This window comes from Niallia sp. FSL W8-0177, from assembly GCF_038006285.1.
Taxonomy (GTDB): domain Bacteria; phylum Bacillota; class Bacilli; order Bacillales; family Cytobacillaceae; genus Niallia; species Niallia circulans_A.
The window spans coordinates 3,805,118-3,827,096 of the sequence record NZ_JBBOUX010000001.1; the positions used below are offsets into that span (position 1 = coordinate 3,805,118).

A 21,979-nucleotide genomic window follows, 5' to 3' on the forward strand; every position below is an offset into this window, starting at 1 on the left:
TCTAAAGAAAGGAACGAACATGATATACTAATAGAAAAAAGAAGGAGCGTATAAACAGTGGATTTTATTGCTATCGATTTTGAAATTGCGAATGCTGATATGGCAAGTGCCTGTTCCATCGGATTAGCTTATGTAGAAAATAACGCGATAATAAAAGAACAATATTTTTTAATAAAGCCGCCAAGTCTATCATTTGATCCAAAGTTTATAGCGGTTCATGGAATAACAGAAAAGGATATTGAGAATGCGAAGAGTTTTCCAGAAGTGTGGGAACTAATAAAAGAAGATATTTCTTCCCATACTATTATCGCTCATAATGCCCAGTTTGATATGAGTGTTCTGTATTCCTGTCTAGAAAAATATCAATTGGCTAAACCTGATTTTTCCTATATTTGCAGTATTCCTATTAGCAATCGGGCAACAAGAGGAGCAAAAATTGGGCAATCATTGAAGGACCGGACCTCTTATTTTGGCATTTCTATGCAAGAACATCACCATGCAGGTTCCGATGCGCGAGCATGTGCAGAGCTAGTAATCGCTTGTATTCAATCGAGAAAGAAGAATTCGTTAAGCCATTACTGTGCGTCCTATCCAACTCTTCCTATAAAACAATTTTCAGAATTAAAACCACAAAGAACTTTTGGAAGAGCAACTAATTTTTCCAACAAAAAACCATTCAAGAAGTTTTCTTCCGTTTCCATATCAGACATAACACCAACAACGGATTCCTTTGATGTGGATCACCCGCTATATGAAAAAAATCTTGTATTTACTGGTGATCTGCGTACACTAGAACGGAAAGATGCGATGCAGCAAGTAGTTAATGTTGGAGGTATTATTAAAAGTGGTGTCAGCAGTAAAACAGATTATTTGGTGGTCGGTGACCAAGACCAAAAGCTTGTTGGATCTGAAGGCATTAGTTCTAAAGAGAAAAAAGCGTATGATTTACAGGCAAAAGGAAAGCCCATAGAAATTATTAACGAACAGGAATTTTTAGCACTATTAAAAAGAGAACGAGTCAATCATTAATTGAATAGAAAAGACTGTTTCTTCCCCACTAAGAAGCAGTCTTTTTATTATCCTTTTTTCCCTTTCTTCCATCGGAAAGGCATAAGCAAAACAAAAAATAAAAAAAAGGCGACTGCCTCAAGAACCAGTATGTAATATGGATATGGACCTAAATAATCGAGTAAAGAACCATTTTCCGGTTTATATGCTAAAAACATATAATTACCGCCTGTATAAACATTAACAATCCATGCAAGCACTGCGCTGCTATTGAGAAAAACAAAGGACAAAACCATCCCTTTTTTAGTCGGTTTATATTGGTGGACAAGCACAAAATAAAGACAAGTCCATATAATAAGAATATGCGTAACAAAAAAGTGAAAATAGCGGAAATGGGGATAACCTATAAATAACTCAGGTGTGACAATAGCCATTAAGGCGCCAATCATGCCGAAAAAATAGACAACTTGAAAAACAAACTCCCATTTTGTAATCAAAAGCAGCAAACAAAGCACTAAGCTAATGGAACACAGATGGAACGGCAGCATAAAAGAAGCATCCCATAAACCATCCTTATACATCCAATAATGATACATCACCTCAAAACCAAGTAATAATACAAAGAAAACAGACTGAAAAATACCCCTGATCATTTGGATGCAATTCCGAAAAATAACAAGGAAAATTCCCCCTATTATAAGAATACCTATCATGATTAGATGGGAAACAGAAAATAATTCAAAGGGAAAATCATCATAAAGATGCCCGTACCATCCCTTCATTACCACCATTCTCCTTTCTGATATTTTCCGAAAAAAAACTTTTTCCAAATTATTTTTAAAAACTATGTATAAAAGTTTAATAGTTTGGGAATATTATAGACAAATACTACTGAAAAGAAAAAATCATTTTTAAAGGAGAGGATTATGATGAAACTACAAACAAATACTGCAATGACTGATTTTATTGACAAAGATAAATTCGAATTAGAATCCTACCTTGAATATTTATTTAACCTTGCTTCGGAAAAATAATCTGAAGGATACGATGATTTTTCTTTATTAAAAAATCATCGTATCCTCCAGACTCCTTTTAGGTGACATGGTGGATATCACTATCCTTCTAGCAAAAAAGGAAAATTATCCAACAAGTCATTCTCCTACATTTTTGTAAATTTAATAGAAAAAGTACTTATTTTTTCCAATTTAATTTGGTAAAATAATAAAGCAATCTATAAAATATAGGAGTTTTAAATGTTAATGGTACTTTCTCGAATGAATATAGAAAATGTTTGTGAACTTATGGACACAATCGATTCTTTAAAAATACAATTACTTAAATATGGGATTGAAAAAGGATTAAATGATCCCAATACCATTCAAATAAGTGAACTGCTGGATACATATATTGTCATGTATCAGAAAAAAATGGCTCAAAAATAGACAAGTATACAAAATTCTCCTGAATCCTCTTCTACAATTATTCCTGCCGAATAAGATTAATCATATCTTTCATCGCCGCTGCCGCTGCGCCCCTTGGATGTGACGCACCGCCAACACAGCAAATTGCTCCCATTTCTTCCGTTTCAAACAAGATTCCTTTATTTGTTCCCTTTACATGGATTAGCGGATTTTCAGGAGGAATCATTTCGGGTTTTACTTGTAAGATAAACTTATCTCGTTGCTTTTTCGCTGTTGCAATTAACTTCCACTCACAGCTATTTATTTTGGCACGCTGTATATCTGCTTTCGTAATCTTGTCGATGCCATCGATATCCACATCTTCTAAAGTTAGATTCGTATGAAGTAATCCATTTGCTAATAGCAATATTTTGCATGCACTATCCAACCCCTTAATATCTAAATCAGGATTTTTTTCCGCAATTCCATTTTCCTGTGCTAACTGTAATGCTTTTTCAAAAGTCAGGTTTCCCTCTGACATACTTGTCAGGATGAAATTGGATGTCCCGTTCAAAATCCCTTTTATCGATTGAATGGTACTGCCTGCCAAACTAAATTCACCGATATCTAATGTAGGCAACGCTGCTGCCGTAGCACCACTATACTTAATATGACACCCTTTTCCTTTGGCAATTGCCAGTAATTCTGGCAAGGAATGAACAAGTGCCCCTTTACTGATAGATACGATATCCATTTTTGCCTCGAGCGCTTTTTTTATGTAAGAAAGTGCTGGTTCGCCTGTTTCTAAATTCGTAGGGGTACACTCTACGAGAATATCTCCTTGGATTACTGGAGATTCAAGCACTAAATCTTTCATACTAGCATATTGCGAAATTCCGATCGATCCTGTGGGGAGCTGATTTAAAATAGTTAGATCCAGGCCTTGTGGTTCATAGATCATCCCTACAGATCCAACCACGCCAGTTACTATCAATTCTGTCTGATACTGTTTTATATACACTTCTTTTTTCCGATATAATAATTCGATAAATTCCTTCCCGACTGTGCCATATCCCGTAATGATTATTTTTTTTTGTTTCATTGTTTCAGATATTCCTTTCTTTGCTATTCTTGCTATAGACTTCTTTTTTTTCGTTTGTATTTCCTTTATTTTGGAATAAAAAATTTTTCACTGTAACTTTTCTTCTCATTAAACGTGTTATAAGCAATAGGGGGCGAAGATGAAGGATTCAATTGATACTATTTATCAAACTTATTTTAATGATATTTATTATTTTCTCCTTTCACTCTGCCATAATCATCATTCTGCAGAAGACTTAGTTCAAGAGACATTTTTCAGAGCACATCTCTATCTGGAAACTTTCCAAGGAAAAAATGTGAAGGCCTGGCTTTTCACGGTGGCGTATCACGTTTTTATCGATCAGTTTCGAAAAAATAAGCGACTAGTAGTCAAAGAGAATGATTTCTTTCAAGAAAAGATGGAGAACGCGCAAAGAATAGAGGAGACAGTCTTATTAAAAGAAGAGATTCAAAGAGTGAAAACCATTCTAAAAGTATTACCAGAAAAACAAAGGATGGCCGTATTACTAGCAGACTTCCAAGAGCTTACAACAGAGGAAGGTGCCATGGTAATGAACATTAGTCCAACCTACTTTAAAGTTTTACTCTTCCGAGGGAGACAAACAATAAGACAGAGGGGGAAACAAATTCGTGAGTGAAGAGTACAAAAAAAGGTTAGAAGCATATAAAAATGGAGAACTTTCTAAAGAGGAAGCAGAAGAAATAGAGAGAGATTTAGAAAAAGTGGAGCAATATTTTCAAGTTTTTGAGGAAGCAGAAATAGGCAATCCTCATCAAGCCGCACCACTGCTGATTGATTCAAAAAAACAAAGGAGAATTGTAAGAAGAGGAAAGTGGATAGCCCGATTACAAACAGCGCTCACTGCATTAGGACTAATCATTCTTTTCACCATTCTTTCTTCCATTTTCACTGCCGTTTATTACGCTTGGGGCACTCCCGATAGAACAGATGTATACCGAAACATTATTGATTTAACCCTTACTGTAACAGATCCCTATGGGCAGTACAGTGGAACAAGTACAGCTACAAAGCCATACTTTGGACTGGAAACAACAACAGATATTGAAAAAAGAGTCGGGGATGAAATCTATAAAACGGGGGAATATAAAACAAATTTCTTCTTTTCTCTCATGGGAGTGCCTGAAAAGAAAACACAGGGAGTCATCTCCCAACAACAAGCCTCCTTTTCCTTTTTACCAAAAGAATCATCACCATCGGAATGGAAGCGACTAGAAAAAGTAAAGAATGGCACTGTTGCGTCTGTTTATCTGTCCTTCTCTGAATTATTATCAACAAATAAAGTGTTTGATTATTTAAAAGATAGAAATGTAGAAATTATCTGGTTTGCTGTTGATACAGGGGTAGAGAATAGAGACGAATTTGGTATAGACCCAATCGGGTTTCCTAATACCCCCATTTGGCATGATGATGATATGATTACAGATTCAACCGAAAAGGAAGGAAACTTTTGGTTTTCCATTGAATCGAGCTCTTCTTCTTCGCCAGAGTATACAGAAGGAGATGCGGAGATTCTCCATAAACAATTTCTAAAAACACTTGCATTTTTGGAACCCTATGAAAAAAAGGCGGAAAATTTTTATTTTGGTCATTTAGAATTAAATAAACGAATTGCTTATATGAAAAAACATGGTATTAATCATTATGGGGTTGTTATTACTGGTCCTACAGAGGAAATTCTCAAATTAAAAAAAGAAAGCTGGATAAGGGCAATTCATATTGATGAAATAGGGTTTTGGAATTGGGATGAATAAAAGAAGCATAAGTACCCACAGGGCGCTATAAAGCACTGTGGGTCTATTTTTTCTATAAATACTTCCGGTGCAGCGCTTTTCCATCATAGCTATAAAGAAGCGGTTTATCTTCTACTACCGTCTCCATATGCACGCCTCTTCCCCATAATTGATGAATATACGGAAGAACCTTTTCTAAATATTTCAAGTCTAATTCAATTCCCTCGAAGCCATGCTTTAAGTACAACTCGCCATTTTTATTATAATCACCATCATTGACTGTAATATATGGAAAGCCCCCATTAACGCGCATGCTGACTAATTGATCTCGGACTTGTTCCCATGCCTTATCGACAATTTTATAATCTCTTCCTTGCTTTTGGAACAAATACATATCTTCTCTCATGACAAGATCTTTGGTTAAATAGTTTCTCAGAAACGAAATATCTGATTCTATTTCCCGAACTTCAAACATTTTTTCCCGTCCTGATCCCGGTTTGACACCTCTTTGCTTCATTTCTTCTGTTGGATTATTATAGCGTTCCTCGATATCTTCAAATATCTTTAATCCTAGATAATAGGGATTAATACCCGTTTTAGATGGCTGTACTACACCAGCATTCAGCTTCGCAAATTCAATGGCTTCCGCACTTGTTAAATCTAATTCTCGAACAATCCGCTGATGCCAATAGGATGCCCAGCCCTCATTCATAATCTTTGTTTCTAATTGCGGCCAGAAATAAAGCATTTCTTCGCGCATCATCGTTAAAATATCCCTTTGCCAGTCGGTAAGCTCTCTACTAAAGTTTTCAATAAAAAGTAATAAATCCTTCTCTGGCTGGGGCGGGAATTTCTTGGCTACCTTTTTCTTCGGCTTCTTTGGTTTATTTCGGTCGTCTAATCCCCATAATTCATCATAAGGCGTACTTGCTGTCTCCTCTTCCTCTACAAACTCTACATCGTCCATAGACCAGGCTAATTTAGGTCTCATTAAGCTTGGATCAATATGTTCATCAATGGCCAATACCGCATCTAAAAACGTTTCCACTTCCTGCTTCCCGTATTTAATTTCATATTGACGAATCCGATCAGCTGTTGCAGCCATACTTTCAACCATTTCTCGTTTGGTATTTTGAAAGCGAACATTATTTTTAAAGAAATCACAATGTGCCAAAACATGGGCAACGATAAGCTTATTATTTATTAAAGAGTTACTATCAAGCAAAAAAGCATAACAAGGATTTGAGTTAATGACTAATTCATATATTTTGGATAAGCCTAAATCATAATGTAATTTCATTTTATGAAACTGCTTTCCAAAGCTCCAATGGGAAAATCGAGTTGGCATTCCGTAAGCACCGAATGTATAAATGATATCCGCAGGACAAATTTCATATCTCATTGGATAAAAGTCTAGTCCAAATCCAGTAGCAATCTCAGTGATTTCTTCAATGGCATATTCCAGTTCCTTTTGTTCTACCTCATTCATTCCGCTCTCTCCTTTCACCGTTTAAACTAATGTATGAAAAGAAAAAGAGAATCATGAGTAAATTGAATAAAATTGAGTTGGATGGATCTTCTTATTTAATGCTTGTGTGGGTGTTGGGGAATTGGTTTTAGAGTAAGTATAGTGCTGGTTTTTTGTGGTTTATCTTGGTGATAAAAGCTAGTTTTTGTTGGACTAATTTGGTTTTGGCTTTCATCACGGGTATGAACACCTTTTTCAGTTATCCTGACTGTTTTTTAGTTTTCCTTCTGCCTACGTACGCTTATATGCTGTCGTTCCTCTTACTTTCCCGCTTTCATCCCGCCTTTTGCCCTTGACCGTCCCTCTTTCTACTTTTATTCCAAAAAAAGGAGCATTCCCACGGAACACTCCTTTTCTCCTTATTCTATTATCTCTTTCACCTTTTTCACAACGTATCCGGAGCTGCCTTTATCTTGTACGCTTTCCATCATCATTGCAATCAAGAGATTCTTATTGCCTTTATCATAGGTAACATACCAGCCGTTTTCTGTTCCTTTTTCGCCTTGCTTTTCTTTTAATTCAGCTGTACCTGTTTTTCCTGCGAATGTCTTGCCGCTTATTTTTCCGGCACGTGCTGTACCGTGAGGACTTTCAATAACCTGTTGTAAGTCGGCAGAAATGGTAGTGGCTACTGATTCATCCATGATTTTTTCTTTCCAAACCTTACTCTTCTCTTCACTATCTAATAATACAGGTGTTATTAAATTTCCACCGTTCACAAATGGTGTGTATGCTGTCGCAAGATGAATCACGCTCATTTCCACATGCCCTTGGCCATATCCTGAGTCTGCTAAAAGCGGCTCCGTATCTAATTTACCATAGGTAGATGTTTCAATTGGGTAAGCATAATTAAACGGTTCTTCAAACCCGAATTTTTTTAGTTCTGCTGCAAATTTATCTTTGCCTAAGTCAAGTGCTGTTTGCGCAAAGTAAATGTTATCACTATATATCAAAGCATCTGCGAGATTTACAGGCTCTGAGCTTGTATGCACTCTTGTGACATAATAACCGCCCCAAGATTTATCCTTCTGCCACTTCTTAGTGGTAATCTTTCTTTCCTGTTCAGGAGTGATAACGCCCTCTGTTAATGCAGCAGCTGCTACAAGCGGCTTCATAACAGAACCAGGAGCATATTTGTTTTTAAAGCGATTGGTAAAAGGATCTAGCTTATTATTTTCATATGCTTCTTTGTCAGATGTTGTCAGGCCAACAATCATCTTGTTTGGATCAAATGCGGGACTGCTGACTAGCGCTAGTGTTTCCCCTGTTTGCGGATTAATAGCTGTAGCTGCACCTGCTTCGCCATCCATTTTTTCATATATTTTCTTTTGCAAGTCTGCATCGATTGTTAACTTTATATTTTCGCCATTCTTTACATCTTTTTTGGCTAAACTAACTGTACTACCGTCGGCTTTTTTAATAGAAATTTCTTCGCCATTCGTGCCCTTCAATCGTTCTTCCAGCACTTGCTCTAAGCCTCTTTTTCCAATTACATCACTGCTTGAATAGCCCTTCCCTTTATTCTCCTCTAGCTCTTCTGCAGTGATGCTGCCAATGTAACCAATTAAATGGGCAGCACTTTCGCCAAATGGATAAATTCTTCCTTTAGTATCCTGCTTCTGCACACCAGGTAGTTTAAAGAGTTTATCTAAATAAGCACGGTCTCCTGTGGCAACTTTTTTAATTGGTACAAAAAAGCTCGGTTGTACCCAATCAGCCTTGATCGCTTTCTCTATGGTTTCTTTTTTAATATCCAAAAGCTTTGCTAGATTACTTACGACTGCATCTGGATTATCTCCCATTTGTTCTGGAACCAGTCCAATTTCATAAATAACTCCATTCATTGCCATCGGATTTTCATTTTTATCAACAATACTGCCGCGTTCTGCAGGTATTGTGTTGACTGAAATTTTATCATCAGGACCTAACTCAGAAAAAATATAAGTAGTATCCCAATTAATATACCAATTCTCATCCTTGTCTCGCTCTTCTTTTACAAGCTTGGCCTTATTATCAAAGCTGATTTCTCCGGCCATGCTGTTCATTTTAACCGAAAATGGAATTTCTGCTTTCTCTACTTTATCAAATTTTTCGTCTTCTGAAGGCTTCTTATATGTTACCTCTAAATCTTTAATACCTAAATCTTTATAGATTTTTTCGTATCTAGAAACAAATTCTTCTTCCGAAACATTTTTCTTTGCTTCTGTTGATAAGAAAGCATACATTTCTTTGAATTTTTCATCATTCCACAGTTTTATATATTGTGATAGCCGTTCATCTGGGGTAGGATCATTTTTATTGCATCCTGTTACCACTGCTATCAATACAAATATCAGTAAAAGCATCCATCTCTTTTTCATTCCTATCTCCCCTTCTAATCTACTATTACTAGCGTACCATTTTTTTATAAAAACGGAAAAAGAATTACATACAAAATGGTCATTTTTTTTATTTCTTCTTTCCTGCATCCTGTATATTATTACCTTTCTGACAAAATAATAACTTTATTACGAAAACCAATTGAAAAAGTTACAAATCGTTTTTAACATACTTTTGTTTCATCATTTGCTAAAATACAGGCTAAGGGGGGATATAGATGATTGTGTTATTTGATGGAGTTTGTAATTTATGCAACAAAAGTGTGCAGTTTATTATTAAAAGAGATCCAGTTAACCAATTTTCCTTTGCTTCCTTACAGAGCGAAACGGGCAAAGATCTATTGAAGAAATATCATTTATCTGAGGTTGATAGTGTCATCCTATTGAAAGATGATAAATACTATTTAGAATCGAATGCTGCTTTAGAAATTTGCAGCCATCTTACAGGTGGATGGAAGCTTCTAGCTATTTTTAAAGTAATCCCGCCTTTCATCAGAGACCCTCTTTATCGAATTATTGCTAGAAATCGTTATAAATGGTTTGGCAAACAAGATTCCTGTATGCTCCCAACAGAAGAAATGAAAAAGCGTTTTTTCGAATAAAAAAAGACCGCTTTCTCATCAGAAAACGGCAGAAAATTGGAGATAAAAGGACTACTCGTAAAACAGATATTGGGGTTTAATAGAAATCTTAAAATTTCTATTAAAAATGCTCAATTAAGTTTTATTATGCGAATAATCAGAAGGCGTAGGTGGGCACTTCTAAAAATAGCAAAAATATTCTTAATATATTGCGGTAAAAACAATTAAATCATATTATAAAGATAGATGAATTCTTGATTTTTAAGTGTATTTCGCCATTTTAAGGCATTTAGTACTGTTTTTTCACAAAAAACCTTCGAAAATATAACTTTAGGAATATCATTTAAAAAGGTGAGCTTTTCTATGTAGGAGTGAAGCAATTGGATTTTTCAGCGGTTGGGGAAAAAATCAAGGAATTACGAAAGCAAATGGGACTATCACAAAAGGAACTTTCTCACAATATTTGTACACAAGCGCAAATAAGCAAGATTGAAAAAGGAGAAGTACTTCCATTGTCCTCTACTCTTTATCTTATATCGAAACGATTGGGAGTAGACGTAAATTACTTCTTCGATATTGGTACGACCCCTAGACTAGATTATGTGGAAGAAACTTTTCGGCAACTAAAAGCAGCTAGAAGAAATACTGATTATCACACAATAAAACAGATTGTAAAAGCAGAAGAAAAAAATCCTTTATTTACGCACCATAAAAAAAACTATCAATTGTTGCTTTGGCATAAGGCGATTTATGTATTTGAAATCGACCGTGATTTTAATCGAGCAGTAAAGATTATTAATGAAGCAATTAAACTTACCTTTGACACTGTTTTCACAGAAAGAGAAATAGAAATCTTTATTAGCAAAGGAATCTTCCACTATGAAGAAGGATTTATTGATGATTCTTTGACCATTTATGAACAAGCCTTTAAAGCGATCAACCAACTACCCTATTTACAGGATGATACGATTAAAAGCAGATTATATTTTAATGTTGCAAAATCCTTAACAGATCAATCAAGGTACGATGCATCCATTACCTATTGTAAGGAAGGTATCGATTGGGCGATCCAACAGGATAACCTTTATTTGCTGGCTCACTTTCACTATCATATCGGATATAACTATGAATTACAAAAGAATTTTGATCTAGCTATTCCTTATATGCAAGATGCACTCATGATTTTTCAATTAGTAAAAGATCATCGTTATACTGATTATATCGAAGGAAAAATCCGCAGCTGGCAAACATAATATATGTATTATAAAGATGTCTTCCAACTATTCTCTCTTACGAATCGAGAAATAGTTGCGGGTATCTTTTTTCTATTATTTTCTTAAGCGGGATATGATCATTTTCCATCTGCTGCCCGCATATATACCTAGTTAGTTTGCACCTGTTTATAAAATTAGTTTTCACTCCCAATAACTAATGTCCTAACGATAAGATTCTATGAATAATTACCTATTTTCGTAAAACTCTATCTATTTAATTAAAATAAAAGGTCAATAGTCTGATAGGTTATGGTAAGATAGATATACCATAGTTTAATCATTAGGAGTGAGTGATAAAAAATGAAGAAGAAAGTCACAGTATTGGCAACTACCGCTATTCTGTCAACCACTTTCGCAGCGAACGCCTCCGCTAGTACTTATGTAGTAAAAAAGGGGGATACTTTAGGACAGATTGCGAAGAAATTCAATACGACTGTTAATGACTTAAAGTCGCAAAATAATCTTTCATCAGACCTTATTTTGATCAATCAAAAATTATCTATTGGCGATGATTCAAAATCTAGCAGCGATACAACTAAAGCTAGTAAATCTTCTACAAAGACAAGCTCAAGTGCCAAAACATATAAAGTCGTTTCAGGGGATTCTCTTATTAAAATAGCAAATAAGCATGCTATATCTTTAGGAGAGTTACAGCAATGGAACAATCTATCCTCTTCGCTTATTTATCCTGGTGATATTTTATATGTTTCCAAACCTGGAAATTCTAATTCCAACCCATCTAGTAATTCTGGAAGTTCTAGCAGTAACAGCAACACAGCTGTAAAGGAAAATACAACTGCTTCTACAGGAACTTATACGATTAAAAGCGGAGATACTTTAAGTAACATTGCCTCTTCGTATAAAATGTCTGTAAGCCAACTAAAGCAATTAAATAACCTAAAATCTGATTTGATTTTCCCAGGACAAAAGTTGAAGGTTACTGCCTCTGAAAAGGCAACTGACACTGGAAATTCTAATTCCAACCCATCTAGTAATTCTGGAAATAACAGCAATACAGCTGTAAAGGAAAATACGGCAGCTTCTACAGGAACTTATACGGTTGTAAGCGGAGATAGTTTAAGTAAAATTGCCTCTAATTATAAAATGTCTGTAAGCCAACTAAAGCAATTAAATAATCTAAAATCTGATTTGATTTTCCCAGGACAAAAATTGAAGGTTACTGCCTCTGAAAAAGTAACTAACACTGGTAATTCTAATTCTTCTTCCAGTAAACCGACCCTTATTTCTAACGGAAACAATGGACAATCCTATGCTTCCAAAGTCGTTTCTGTCTCTAAAAGTTTAGTTGGCATTCCATATGTTTGGGCAGGCTCAACTACTGCAGGGTTTGATTGCAGCGGATTTGTTTACTATGTGTTAAATCAAAGCGGTAAATCTATTGGACGTTATTCTGCTGAAGGCTACTATGACCGCAGCTATTATGTAGATGTGCCAGCTGTTGGAGATATTGTCTATTTTAAAAATACCTACAAACAAGGTATCTCTCACTTGGGTATTTATATTGGCAACAATGAATTTATTCACGCGGACTCAAGCGGCGTTCGTGTTACAAGTTTAGATAACTCATACTATAAAGAGCATTTTGATAGTTTCAAACGTTTATATTAAAAGATAATAGTAGAAAGGACTGTCTATTTAGCAGGCAGTCTTTTTGTTTGCTTTCGGGTTAGTTCATTTCCTCCCCAGTTTGGCTGATATATCCCCTACTTTGGCTGATTTCCTCCCCAGTTTGGCTGATATATCCCCTACTTTGGCTGATTTCCTCCCCAGTTTGGCTGATATATCTCTACTTTGGCTGATTTCCTCCCCAGTTTGGCTGATATATCCCTTTCTTTGGCTGATTTCCTCCCCGGTTTGGCTGATAACCCCTTACCTTGGCACAATTATTCTTCCATTTTGCTAATACATTTGCAATTTCGCACCATTCTGCGCCAAACTTTTACCAAACTGCCTATATTTTCTCTTCATTCCCTATATTCATTACTTCAAAACTAGTAATCCAATTGCGCTCTCTTACTTCTCTTCTTCTGTCCCCTACCATCTCCATTCAAAAAGCGTTATAATTAAAGAATGGACTTTTTTGGTGCCTCTACATTTTAGAGCACATCTTTAAGCAAAATTAATCGATTTACAAATATGGGAGGGATACATTATGCTTCTAGAAAAGTATTTGGAGCCAGTGAATTTTTGTGCAGAAAACTTAATGGATTTATTGGATGCAAATGATCCCCAAATGAAAAAAATTGTGGAAAAGGGACTTCTTCTGTACAGACAAAGCTTTGTCTATCAGGTCAAGTTCTCCAATGAATTGGTGACGGGAATGATCCAAGATGTGACGCCTGTAAGGGCCACTTTAGATTTGGATTATGTTCAACAGAGCTCTTGTACTTGTCACGCTGAAGGATTTTGTCGCCATCAGCTCGCTCTATTTTTCTATTTACTCGCACAAGTTGGGAAAGTGTCCACTTGGTTGGAAAATTGGCGTAAACCCATTGAGAATGCAGAAATGTTAAAAAATCTCGGTATTATGCGAGCAAGTGATTTACTAAAGGAAAAAGAAGACAAAGAGCCAAATTATACAGATTGGATTGAAACATTTGAAAAGAGCTTTCAATCCCTTATAGAGACGAATCATACTAAACCATATATGATTGCAGAAACGTATTATATTTATATACGAAAAATAAAAGCAGCTACTCCTCTCCAAACAGAGTGGAAGCTCCTGTATTTAGTCATCGCCCATGTATTTACTTTCAAGCAATTATTAATACTTAGTAAAAAATTAGATCATAATACACAAACAATCAATCGCTATTATCGACATCTTTTTCATGATTTAATGAATAGCATCGAGGATAACCTCTATAAATTATCGAACTTTACCTTTCCATTTGCGTTTGATAATTTTTTAATTAGTCTAAAGGGTGATATTAGAACCATTCTTACCATCCAGCCAATATTAGCATTTGAATGTATTCAGCTTTATCGCTTAATGTGGACAGATCTTTTTGCCACGAAAAGATGGAGACAGGATGAATTGGCACAATTATCAGCGAGCAGCAAGCCAAGCTTTTCCGAAAAAATTGCCATCATTCATCTTGAAATCCTACTTCAAAAGGATGAGAATGCCCTTAAAATCATTCAATCACTCGATACACAAGTGACCTCGTACATGCTTTATTGGATTGATTATTTATCGAGTCGCAAAGCTTGGAAAAGAATGGATTTATATATACCAGCATTTATTCAAGAGCTGAAAAATTATATATGTACAGATGATGATGACGATTATTGCTACGAATTTACACAGATGGCAATCCGATCAATTCTTCCTTACTGCCTAGCTATGAATAAAGAAGACTTGCTTGAAAAAGCCTATATTCATACACTTCCATATAGCTACCGCAAATACGAGGATTTTCTGTATGAGAAGAAACAATTTGATAAATGGATGGATCTGTTTACCATGATGGGATATGGACTAGATCATCTTCACAAAGAACAAATAAAAACGCTGCAGGAATATGATCAATCATTATTGCTTTCCTTATATCATCGTTCGATTCAAGAACATATCGAAGGGAAAAATAGAGAGCATTATCGAATCGCTGTCCGCCAATTAAAAAAACTGCGTACCCTTTATAAAAAGCTGAAAAAACAAACCGAATTCGAGCAATTCTTATTGGTTATCTTAGAACGTACGAAACGATTAAGAGCCTTTCATGAAGAATGTAGAAAGGGAAAGTTAATCCATGCTGAAAACTAACTATCTAAAAATAAATGTTCATTACTATGACAATAGAGGATTTTTTTTAACAGGAGAAATAGAGAATCGTTATCTATATCCTAATTATTGGAAAAAACTTCTTTTTCAGCAGCATCAAGAGAGCTATTATGGAACTATCCTAGATACTGTAACAATTGATGAAATAGAAGGCGTATTATTAAGTGGCTGGCAGTTGGTGACTTTGCTTGCTACTGAAGGGTTCAATCGTTATGTAGATTGGGATTGGAATGATACTGCACAGGTTTGTCTGGCTGCTGCTCCAAGTATTTTGGAAGCTATTAAACATAAAGAATGGATACCGGATTTCAGCCAATGGGAGGCTGGGAATTTCCAATGGTCCCTTCCCAATCGTGTCATGGACGAATTCGATCCGAGCTTTTGGGAAATGGAACTTCACGATGAGTTGGCAGGTCAAACAAATAGAGATTTTATCCAGCAGTGGTTCCAGCATTCGCTCAATCATTATTTAGAAGACCATCAAGAGACAAAACAAAATTTCCATGAACAAATCCAAACATTAAAGAATGCAAATATTCCATCCGAGCAGCTGGCTGCTTATTTCACTGAAGATAAATGGCAGGAATGGATGGGGTTAAAAGAAACAGACTATCCATTCACATTAGGAATCCGTCTGGAAGAACCAACTGAAATCGATACAACTTGGGATTTGGACTTATTTTTACGTTCAAAGGAAAATCCTGATCTCGTTGTGGATATACATGATGAAAGTAATATGCCGAAGAAGTGGTTAAACTATACCTCCTATATAGAGGAGGAACAACAGCGCTGGCTCCTGCTTTTCCCATGGTTAAAAGGAAAAAGCGGGATAACCAATCAATTAACAGAAGAAGAAGCTTGGCTTTTCTTATCAGAAGCTAGTGAAACATTCCTTGCCCTTGGAGTGGATATTCTTCTTCCTTCTTGGTGGCAAGCAATGAAGTCAGCCAATTTGAAAGTGAAAGCAAAGGTTTCGAGTGCAAGTCATCGTCCATCCTTTGTCGGCCTGCAGGCAATGCTGGACTATAATTGGCGCTTTTCTATGAATGGCGTCACCCTCTCTGAAGATGAATTCAATAAATTAGTGGAGGAAAAACGCCGCCTTGTCTTTATTAAAGGCAGTTGGATTAAATTAGATCCTGCTTTTATTCGCCAAATTCAAGATTTAATGAAAAAAGCTGAAAAAGAAGGTTTACATGTCCGCGATATTATTGAACAAGAGTTAATGCAAGCAGAAGAACAGCAGAATGATGAGCTAGAGAATCCGAAAACATTTGCCAAAATCCAAATCGAACTAAATAGACAATGGCGAACGATGATTCATCAATTAAAAGAAGTAAAGAATCTACCATTAGAAGACGTTCCGCACAGCTTTTTAGGCGATTTGCGTGCATATCAAGTACTTGGAATGAGCTGGCTTCTCTTCTTAAGAAAGTATGGTTTTGGCGCCATTTTAGCAGACGATATGGGACTAGGAAAAACAGTTCAGCTTATTTCTTATTTATTAAAAGTGAAAGAAATAGAAGCGGAACTAACGACTCCTGCTCTTATCATTTGTCCTACTTCTGTCCTCGGCAACTGGCAAAAAGAGTTAGAGCGATTCGCACCTGATTTAAATGTATATCTCCATTATGGAGCTAATCGCTTAAAGGATGAGGCCTTTTCTAAAAGAGCACACGAATCAGATGTAGTCTTAACCTCTTATGGATTAACACATATCGATAAGCAAAACTTCGAAGAGCTCACATGGAGTACCATTGCAATTGATGAAGCACAAAATATCAAGAATGCGCAGACAAAGCAATCAAGAGCTGTGAGAAAATTAAAGGGAGCACATTATATTGCACTCTCTGGAACACCGATGGAAAATCGTCTCAATGAGCTTTGGTCTATTTTTGATTTTACCAATCACGGTTATTTAGGTAGTCTCGGACAATTTCAAAAGCGCTTTGTCATTCCGATTGAAAAGGAAAATAAAACCGAACAAATCCAGCAATTGCAGACACTTATTCGTCCATTCTTGTTAAGAAGAACGAAAAAGGATGAAGAGGTTGCCTTAAATCTCCCTGATAAACTGGAGCAAAAGGAATATTGTCCTTTAACAACGGAGCAGGCTGCCTTATATGAACAATTAGTTACCGATACATTTGTCCAAATTGAACAGCTCTCTGGATTTGAGCGGAAAGGCCTTGTCTTGCAGATGTTAAGCAAATTGAAGCAGCTCTGCAATCATCCTGCCCTTTATTTAAAAGAGCAAGCACCTACTAGCCTAATTGATCGATCAGTAAAAATGGAGAAATTGGCAGAACTGACCGATACCATTATAGAGAGAGGTGAAAGCTGCCTTATTTTCACACAATATATTGAAATGGGACATATGATTCAGGAAATGATGAAGAAAAAGTTCAGCATCGATGTTCCATTCTTAAATGGTAGTATGTCCAAGCAACAACGTGATCGCTTAATTGAGCAATTTCAAGCTGGAGAATTTCCGATTTTCCTCCTTTCCTTAAAAGCTGGGGGAACAGGATTAAATTTAACAGCTGCCAACCATGTTATTCATTATGATCGCTGGTGGAATCCTGCTGTAGAAAATCAGGCGACAGATCGCGCATACCGCATTGGCCAGACTCGTTTTGTTCATGTTCATAAGCTTATTTGTACAGGAACATTAGAGGAAAAAATTGATGCGATGCTGGAAAAGAAACAATCACTAAATGACCAAATTATCCAAAACGAAAATTGGATGACAGAGTTAACAACAGATGAATTAAAGGATTTGGTGTCATTGAATGAAAACCCAGCAGCCTTATAGGATGCAAGCAGAGCACACCCAAATGGATAATGACAGAAGACATGAATAAAAACCCCACCAAGGATACAATTTACTCGGTATCCTTGGCGGGGTTTATCTTTGATTGAACTATTTATGTCCCAACCCGTTACTCGTCTTCTTTTATAGATCTGTTTGTTTATTTATCCTCTGGAACTTTAATATCTTTTCGTTTTTCTTGTTTAGTCATCTTATAGAAATAAACAGTTTTCGTTGTTTTATGGCCAGCTAAATCGGTTGCTGTGAATTCAAATTCATTTAAGCCATTTTCTAAGTCTAATTCCACTTTCTTGACTGTTTTTTCTAGACTTCTCATAGCATACGGCTCTTTAAATGTCTGATAATAAAGCTCACTCCCATTTAGAGCTAATTGAATATCATCAAAATTATCCTTTACTGTTACATGCACAGTTGGATTTTTGCCATTGCTATTTACAATTCGATTGCCAGAAAGCCCTTTGAAAGAGATGACGGGCGCCTCTGCATCAACGATAAAGCTTCGCTTAAAGACTGCTGTATTATCAGCACTGTCTGTTGCTTTGATTTCAACAGAATGCACGCCATTTTCATAAGGAATAACTGTATTAAAGGTATATTCTTCTTTCTCCTTATTATAATCAGCATCTACTTTTTGTCCGCCAATCGTAAATTCTTTAAGGTCCGAATCATCCTTGATTGTTCCACTAAACGCTACTTCCTTTTCTCCATACACCTCTAAAGCTTCTGGAGTCGTTAAAGAGATTACAGGAATTGTTGTATCCTTCTTCTCTTCTTCTGCAACCACATTTGCTTCCTGTTTATTGCCAGCATAATCATATGCAACAACTGTTACAGATGTACCTTTTTTTACTTCATTCGGCAAAGTAAATTCAGTTGTTTCACCGCTGACTGGAGTAGTTACAACCGATTTTCCATCTACTAAAATATCTAAATAAGAGATGCCAGAGCCATTTTCATCATCAGATGCAGCAATTTCCAATACTTTATTACCTTCTGCTAAATCCACTTCAACTGTTGGACTTACTGTATCAACAATAACTGGAATATCTACTATCTGTGGCTTTGCACCTTTATAGTCAAGAGTTGCACTAACGCGGTAGAAATATTGCCCTTCCACTAGCTTTCCATTCACTTTTCCATCCCAAGCCCAATTGGAATCAAGAACATATTTTGTTCCTTTGCCGCCATCATAGAAATTCTTTCTAATTTCTTCTTGTGTACGTAATGTTCTTACGGTTTTTCCCTTACTATCAACAATGGAGAATTGAACTTTCTTTGCATTTCTTAAAAATGATAGAATCGGAATAATTTCTTCTTGGACTCCATCATTATTTGGAGAAATAGCAATTCCTTCTTTTATAAACTTACTTGTAATCGGATCATATCCAAGGTATAGGAAGTCTTCTCCTTCTTTTGTCACCGCTCCAGCCATACCATAGAAAGATGTTTCATCATATTTCATCCCATCTAAAATTGGGGCTTTGTTCCAGTCACCTTTAAAGCCAACATATGGCACGGTTAATGTTGCATTTTTTTCCTGTGGATCTGTTAATGTTACATACCCTTCCACAAAATAGCCGTTTTCAAATACGCGATCAATCGCTACAGGCGTTTCCCAACTGCCTGTTTGAGAAGGATCAATTACTTTTGCATTTGTTAAATCAACAGATACTTTAATTTTTTTGCTTTTATTGGCAGGAATGCTGATCGTTGTTTCATCCTTATCATTTACTTTTATCTTTGCATCCAAAATCTTCTGTGCTTCTAATAGGTCAGCAGTATAGCCTAGCTCTCCGTAAGCCGCAAAGTCTGTTTGAATATTTGCAGCCACATCATACTTAACCTTCTTATCACTATAATTTTTCGCTTCTAGAGTAAAAGTAAAGGTGTTTCCTACTTCTTTTAAGGCTACTTTCCCTTCTTTCGTCTTCTTCTCCGTTACAATTACAGGTGATTGTAACGCTGCATGCAGCTGCATTAATCCAGCTCCTTGACGGCGTGGAGAATATGGTACTTCCCAGTCAAATGCACTGTTTACTGTTCCAATATCTGTCACCGGTTTAGCAGTGTTCATTAAAAGATTTTTGGCAATGTTTACTCGATCAAAGCCTGATACATCGAATTCATTATCTACACGTTCTAATACGAGGGCAGAACCTCCTGAAACATGTGGGGCTGCCATCGACGTTCCACTCTTCATCCCATATTGATTATTTTCTAAAGTAGAATAGATTTGGCCGCCTGGCGCTGTGATTTCTGGTTTAAAATCTAAGTTATTCGTTAGGCCCCATGAGGAAAAGCTACTCATTTTTCCTGCTTCTGGATTAGCGGAAGTTATTTTTTTGCCATCAAATGTAATCGAGATATTTTCACCACTTTGAAGAGCTGCTGCTAATTTATCCCCATCTGTTTTTAATAAGAATAGTTGAGGAATCTTAATGCTTGCATCTGTTGCCATGCTAACAAAGCCATCTGTATTATTATAAATAATTACACCAGCTGCCCCTGCCTTCTGTGCATTGATTGCTTTATCCACGAAGCCGATTTCGCCTCTTTGGATGAGCGCATAGTTATCCTGCACATCAACTGCGGCTAATTCCTCTGGTGTTCCTAATCCAGCATAAACAATTTTAAATGTTTTTTCCGCAACTGAATTCGGATGAACACTGCTTGCTGACAGGAATCCAGCTTGTTCCGTTTGACCATCATATTGATAGGAAAGTGCATCAATATCTATAAAACTATTTTCAATAGACGCAACTTGTAAACTATCATAGGCGACACCTGGTGAACCAGATACGCCAATATCAGGATTAGAGCTAGATGGATTGGCAAAGCCATTTCCAAAGTGGGCGGAGTTTCCAGCCGAAATAGACATCATTATTCCATTTTCCACAGCACGCTCTACAGCTTGCTGCTCTGGTGCATCAGCCGCAACAAAGCCTGCTGGAGATCCTAAACTCATGTTAAGGACATCTGCACCTAATACGATCGCATCATCAATAGCTTTAATATAAATATCTCCCCAAGTAGTAGAAACAGTTGGATCATTTCCGAAAACCTTTAAGGCTAAAAGCTGTGCCTCTGGCGCAACTCCTTTAATCCCATTATTGTCTTCATCGCCATTTGCACCAACAGTACCTGCGACGTGCATCCCATGCATGCTTGCCCCTTCAGCGATATCTTGGATAATATCATTTTCATCCATATAGTTATATCCGTATGGAACCTTTTCGCTATAAAATTTGCCTTGCAGCCCATTTTCCTTTTTAAATTGGGCAATTTCTGCTTTGCTTAATTCCTCTTCTGTTTCATCAGAAAGCACCATGTCCTTATGATTCGGGTCAATGCCGGTATCAATTACACCAACAATCATTCCTTCCCCTTTAAAACCATAATCTCGCCAAGCATCTTGAGCTTGTACAAGTTCTTTACTATATATCATGTCTGCTTCTTCTTCTGGTCTTTCATAAGCTGTGGCAATATGTACTTTTGCTACCTCTGGAAGTTCTTCGATTTTTTCAATATCCCCGTACTTCATTTCTCCACTAAAACCATTAAAAATAGTGGTGAAATTCTCTAATTCCTTAAATTTTACTTTTTTTGCTTTTACTTTTTCTTTTACTGTTTTCTGCTCTGCTAACTTCTCACTCTTTAATTTTTCTTTTGTTGATTTAGGCAATTCTTTTACTTGCTTTGCCTGTGCTTGAGCATATTGCACCGTCGGCTCCGTGTTCATCTCTACCACTACCCGGACCGTATCGGTTTTTTTATAAGCAGTCTCTAGCTCGTCCGCCTTTATGGTTTGGATATTTTGCTTGTTTTCTTCTCCTTTTTTACTTATTTCCTTATCAGGTACAGTTGCTGCCAATACACTATTGGAAAATAGCATAAAGAGCATAATAACTAGAAAAAATACTTTTCTAAGTTTCACGTTAAAACTCCCCTCTAATCCTTCTTTATTTTCGGAATATATCGAACTATATAAAAATATCATAATATTCTTATATTTTTTAAGGGACGAAAGTACTGTCTCTTGCTTGATATGCTAGTAATTTAGTCAGTTAATATCGCATTTTTATTCTTTTTTCGGCAAGAGTTGACGTTATTCTGCTTTTCTGCCAATTTCAGGATATAATCACCTTATAGAAAATAGTGGTACAGCTGTAATAGAAGCTACTTTTAAGAAGGAAATGTTAGCAAAATGATAAAACACTTTCATTTCAGAAAGAATGGTCGAATAAATAGTGAACAATATGGAACAAACTTTTATTAATATAATTTTTAAAGAGATTGTTTTCAGATGGAGCAGGGAAAAT

Annotated in this window: 15 protein-coding genes; 9 read left to right on the plus strand and 6 right to left on the minus strand. The window is 36.3% G+C overall.

All coding sequences use genetic code 11. The features are described from left to right. Positions 1-57 precede the first annotated feature (57 nt). Positions 58-1,029, plus strand: a complete 972-nt coding sequence (locus NST77_RS18525; protein WP_123260307.1) for an exonuclease domain-containing protein — start codon at positions 58-60, stop codon at positions 1,027-1,029. A gap of 47 nt (positions 1,030-1,076) precedes the next feature. Here the strand turns inward: NST77_RS18525 and NST77_RS18530 are convergent, their stop codons facing one another. Then, positions 1,077-1,790: a YwaF family protein gene (locus NST77_RS18530; RefSeq protein WP_095329614.1), complete on the minus strand. Its 714-nt coding sequence runs from the start codon at positions 1,788-1,790 to the stop codon at positions 1,077-1,079. 471 nt (positions 1,791-2,261) lie between these two features. Between NST77_RS18530 and NST77_RS18535 the strand changes: the two genes are divergently transcribed. Then, complete coding sequence (locus NST77_RS18535; RefSeq protein WP_095329613.1) at positions 2,262-2,450, plus strand: aspartyl-phosphate phosphatase Spo0E family protein; 189 nt, start codon at positions 2,262-2,264, stop codon at positions 2,448-2,450. Positions 2,451-2,487: 37 nt separating this feature from the next. Here the strand turns inward: NST77_RS18535 and NST77_RS18540 are convergent, their stop codons facing one another. Continuing rightward, the gene (locus NST77_RS18540; RefSeq protein ID WP_275068616.1) at positions 2,488-3,537 is read right to left on the minus strand and encodes a homoserine dehydrogenase; all 1,050 of its coding nucleotides are present in this window, start codon (positions 3,535-3,537) and stop codon (positions 2,488-2,490) included. A 112-nt stretch (positions 3,538-3,649) separates the two neighbouring features. Here NST77_RS18540 and NST77_RS18545 point away from each other — a divergent pair, with 112 nt between their 5' ends. Both NST77_RS18545 and NST77_RS18550 read left to right on the plus strand, forming a co-directional pair. After that, positions 3,650-4,147 carry an RNA polymerase sigma factor gene (locus NST77_RS18545; RefSeq protein ID WP_095329611.1) on the plus strand — a complete coding sequence of 166 codons (498 nt, stop codon included), beginning with the start codon at positions 3,650-3,652 and terminating at the stop codon, positions 4,145-4,147. Beyond that, on the plus strand, positions 4,140-5,282 hold the full coding sequence (locus NST77_RS18550; protein ID WP_171510157.1) for an anti-sigma factor: 1,143 nt from the start codon (positions 4,140-4,142) through the stop codon (positions 5,280-5,282). The genes NST77_RS18545 and NST77_RS18550 overlap by 8 nt, the downstream gene beginning before the upstream one ends. A gap of 52 nt (positions 5,283-5,334) precedes the next feature. Here NST77_RS18550 and NST77_RS18555 read toward each other — a convergent pair whose 3' ends face one another. Continuing rightward, positions 5,335-6,750: a SpoVR family protein gene (locus NST77_RS18555; RefSeq protein WP_095329610.1), complete on the minus strand. Its 1,416-nt coding sequence runs from the start codon at positions 6,748-6,750 to the stop codon at positions 5,335-5,337. A 398-nt stretch (positions 6,751-7,148) separates the two neighbouring features. Then, positions 7,149-9,149 carry a penicillin-binding transpeptidase domain-containing protein gene (locus NST77_RS18560; RefSeq protein WP_171510158.1) on the minus strand — a complete coding sequence of 667 codons (2,001 nt, stop codon included), beginning with the start codon at positions 9,147-9,149 and terminating at the stop codon, positions 7,149-7,151. 236 nt (positions 9,150-9,385) lie between these two features. Between NST77_RS18560 and NST77_RS18565 the strand changes: the two genes are divergently transcribed. The 3 genes from NST77_RS18565 (at position 9,386) to NST77_RS18575 (ending at position 12,651) form a co-directional block, all read left to right on the plus strand. Continuing rightward, positions 9,386-9,769: a thiol-disulfide oxidoreductase DCC family protein gene (locus tag NST77_RS18565; protein ID WP_171510159.1), complete on the plus strand. Its 384-nt coding sequence runs from the start codon at positions 9,386-9,388 to the stop codon at positions 9,767-9,769. A gap of 359 nt (positions 9,770-10,128) precedes the next feature. Continuing rightward, entirely contained in the window at positions 10,129-11,001 is an 873-nt protein-coding gene (locus NST77_RS18570) for a helix-turn-helix domain-containing protein (protein ID WP_163187482.1), read from the plus strand. A gap of 321 nt (positions 11,002-11,322) precedes the next feature. Next, positions 11,323-12,651 carry a LysM peptidoglycan-binding domain-containing protein gene (locus tag NST77_RS18575; protein ID WP_163187485.1) on the plus strand — a complete coding sequence of 443 codons (1,329 nt, stop codon included), beginning with the start codon at positions 11,323-11,325 and terminating at the stop codon, positions 12,649-12,651. Between the two features lie 137 nt (positions 12,652-12,788). On the opposite strand, the gene NST77_RS18580 is transcribed toward NST77_RS18575, so the two are convergent. Next, entirely contained in the window at positions 12,789-12,926 is a 138-nt protein-coding gene (locus NST77_RS18580; protein WP_249877553.1) for a hypothetical protein, read from the minus strand. A gap of 269 nt (positions 12,927-13,195) precedes the next feature. Here NST77_RS18580 and NST77_RS18585 point away from each other — a divergent pair, with 269 nt between their 5' ends. Both NST77_RS18585 and NST77_RS18590 read left to right on the plus strand, forming a co-directional pair. Further along, positions 13,196-14,809, plus strand: a complete 1,614-nt coding sequence (locus tag NST77_RS18585; RefSeq protein ID WP_341123396.1) for an SWIM zinc finger family protein — start codon at positions 13,196-13,198, stop codon at positions 14,807-14,809. Beyond that, positions 14,796-17,642 (plus strand): DEAD/DEAH box helicase, encoded by a 2,847-nt coding sequence (locus NST77_RS18590; RefSeq protein ID WP_341123397.1) that lies wholly within the window; start codon positions 14,796-14,798, stop codon positions 17,640-17,642. Before NST77_RS18585 ends, NST77_RS18590 begins: the two co-directional genes overlap by 14 nt. A 157-nt stretch (positions 17,643-17,799) precedes the next feature. Here the strand turns inward: NST77_RS18590 and NST77_RS18595 are convergent, their stop codons facing one another. Beyond that, positions 17,800-21,594 (minus strand): S8 family serine peptidase, encoded by a 3,795-nt coding sequence (locus NST77_RS18595; protein WP_204259900.1) that lies wholly within the window; start codon positions 21,592-21,594, stop codon positions 17,800-17,802. Positions 21,595-21,979: the final 385 nt, after the last annotated feature.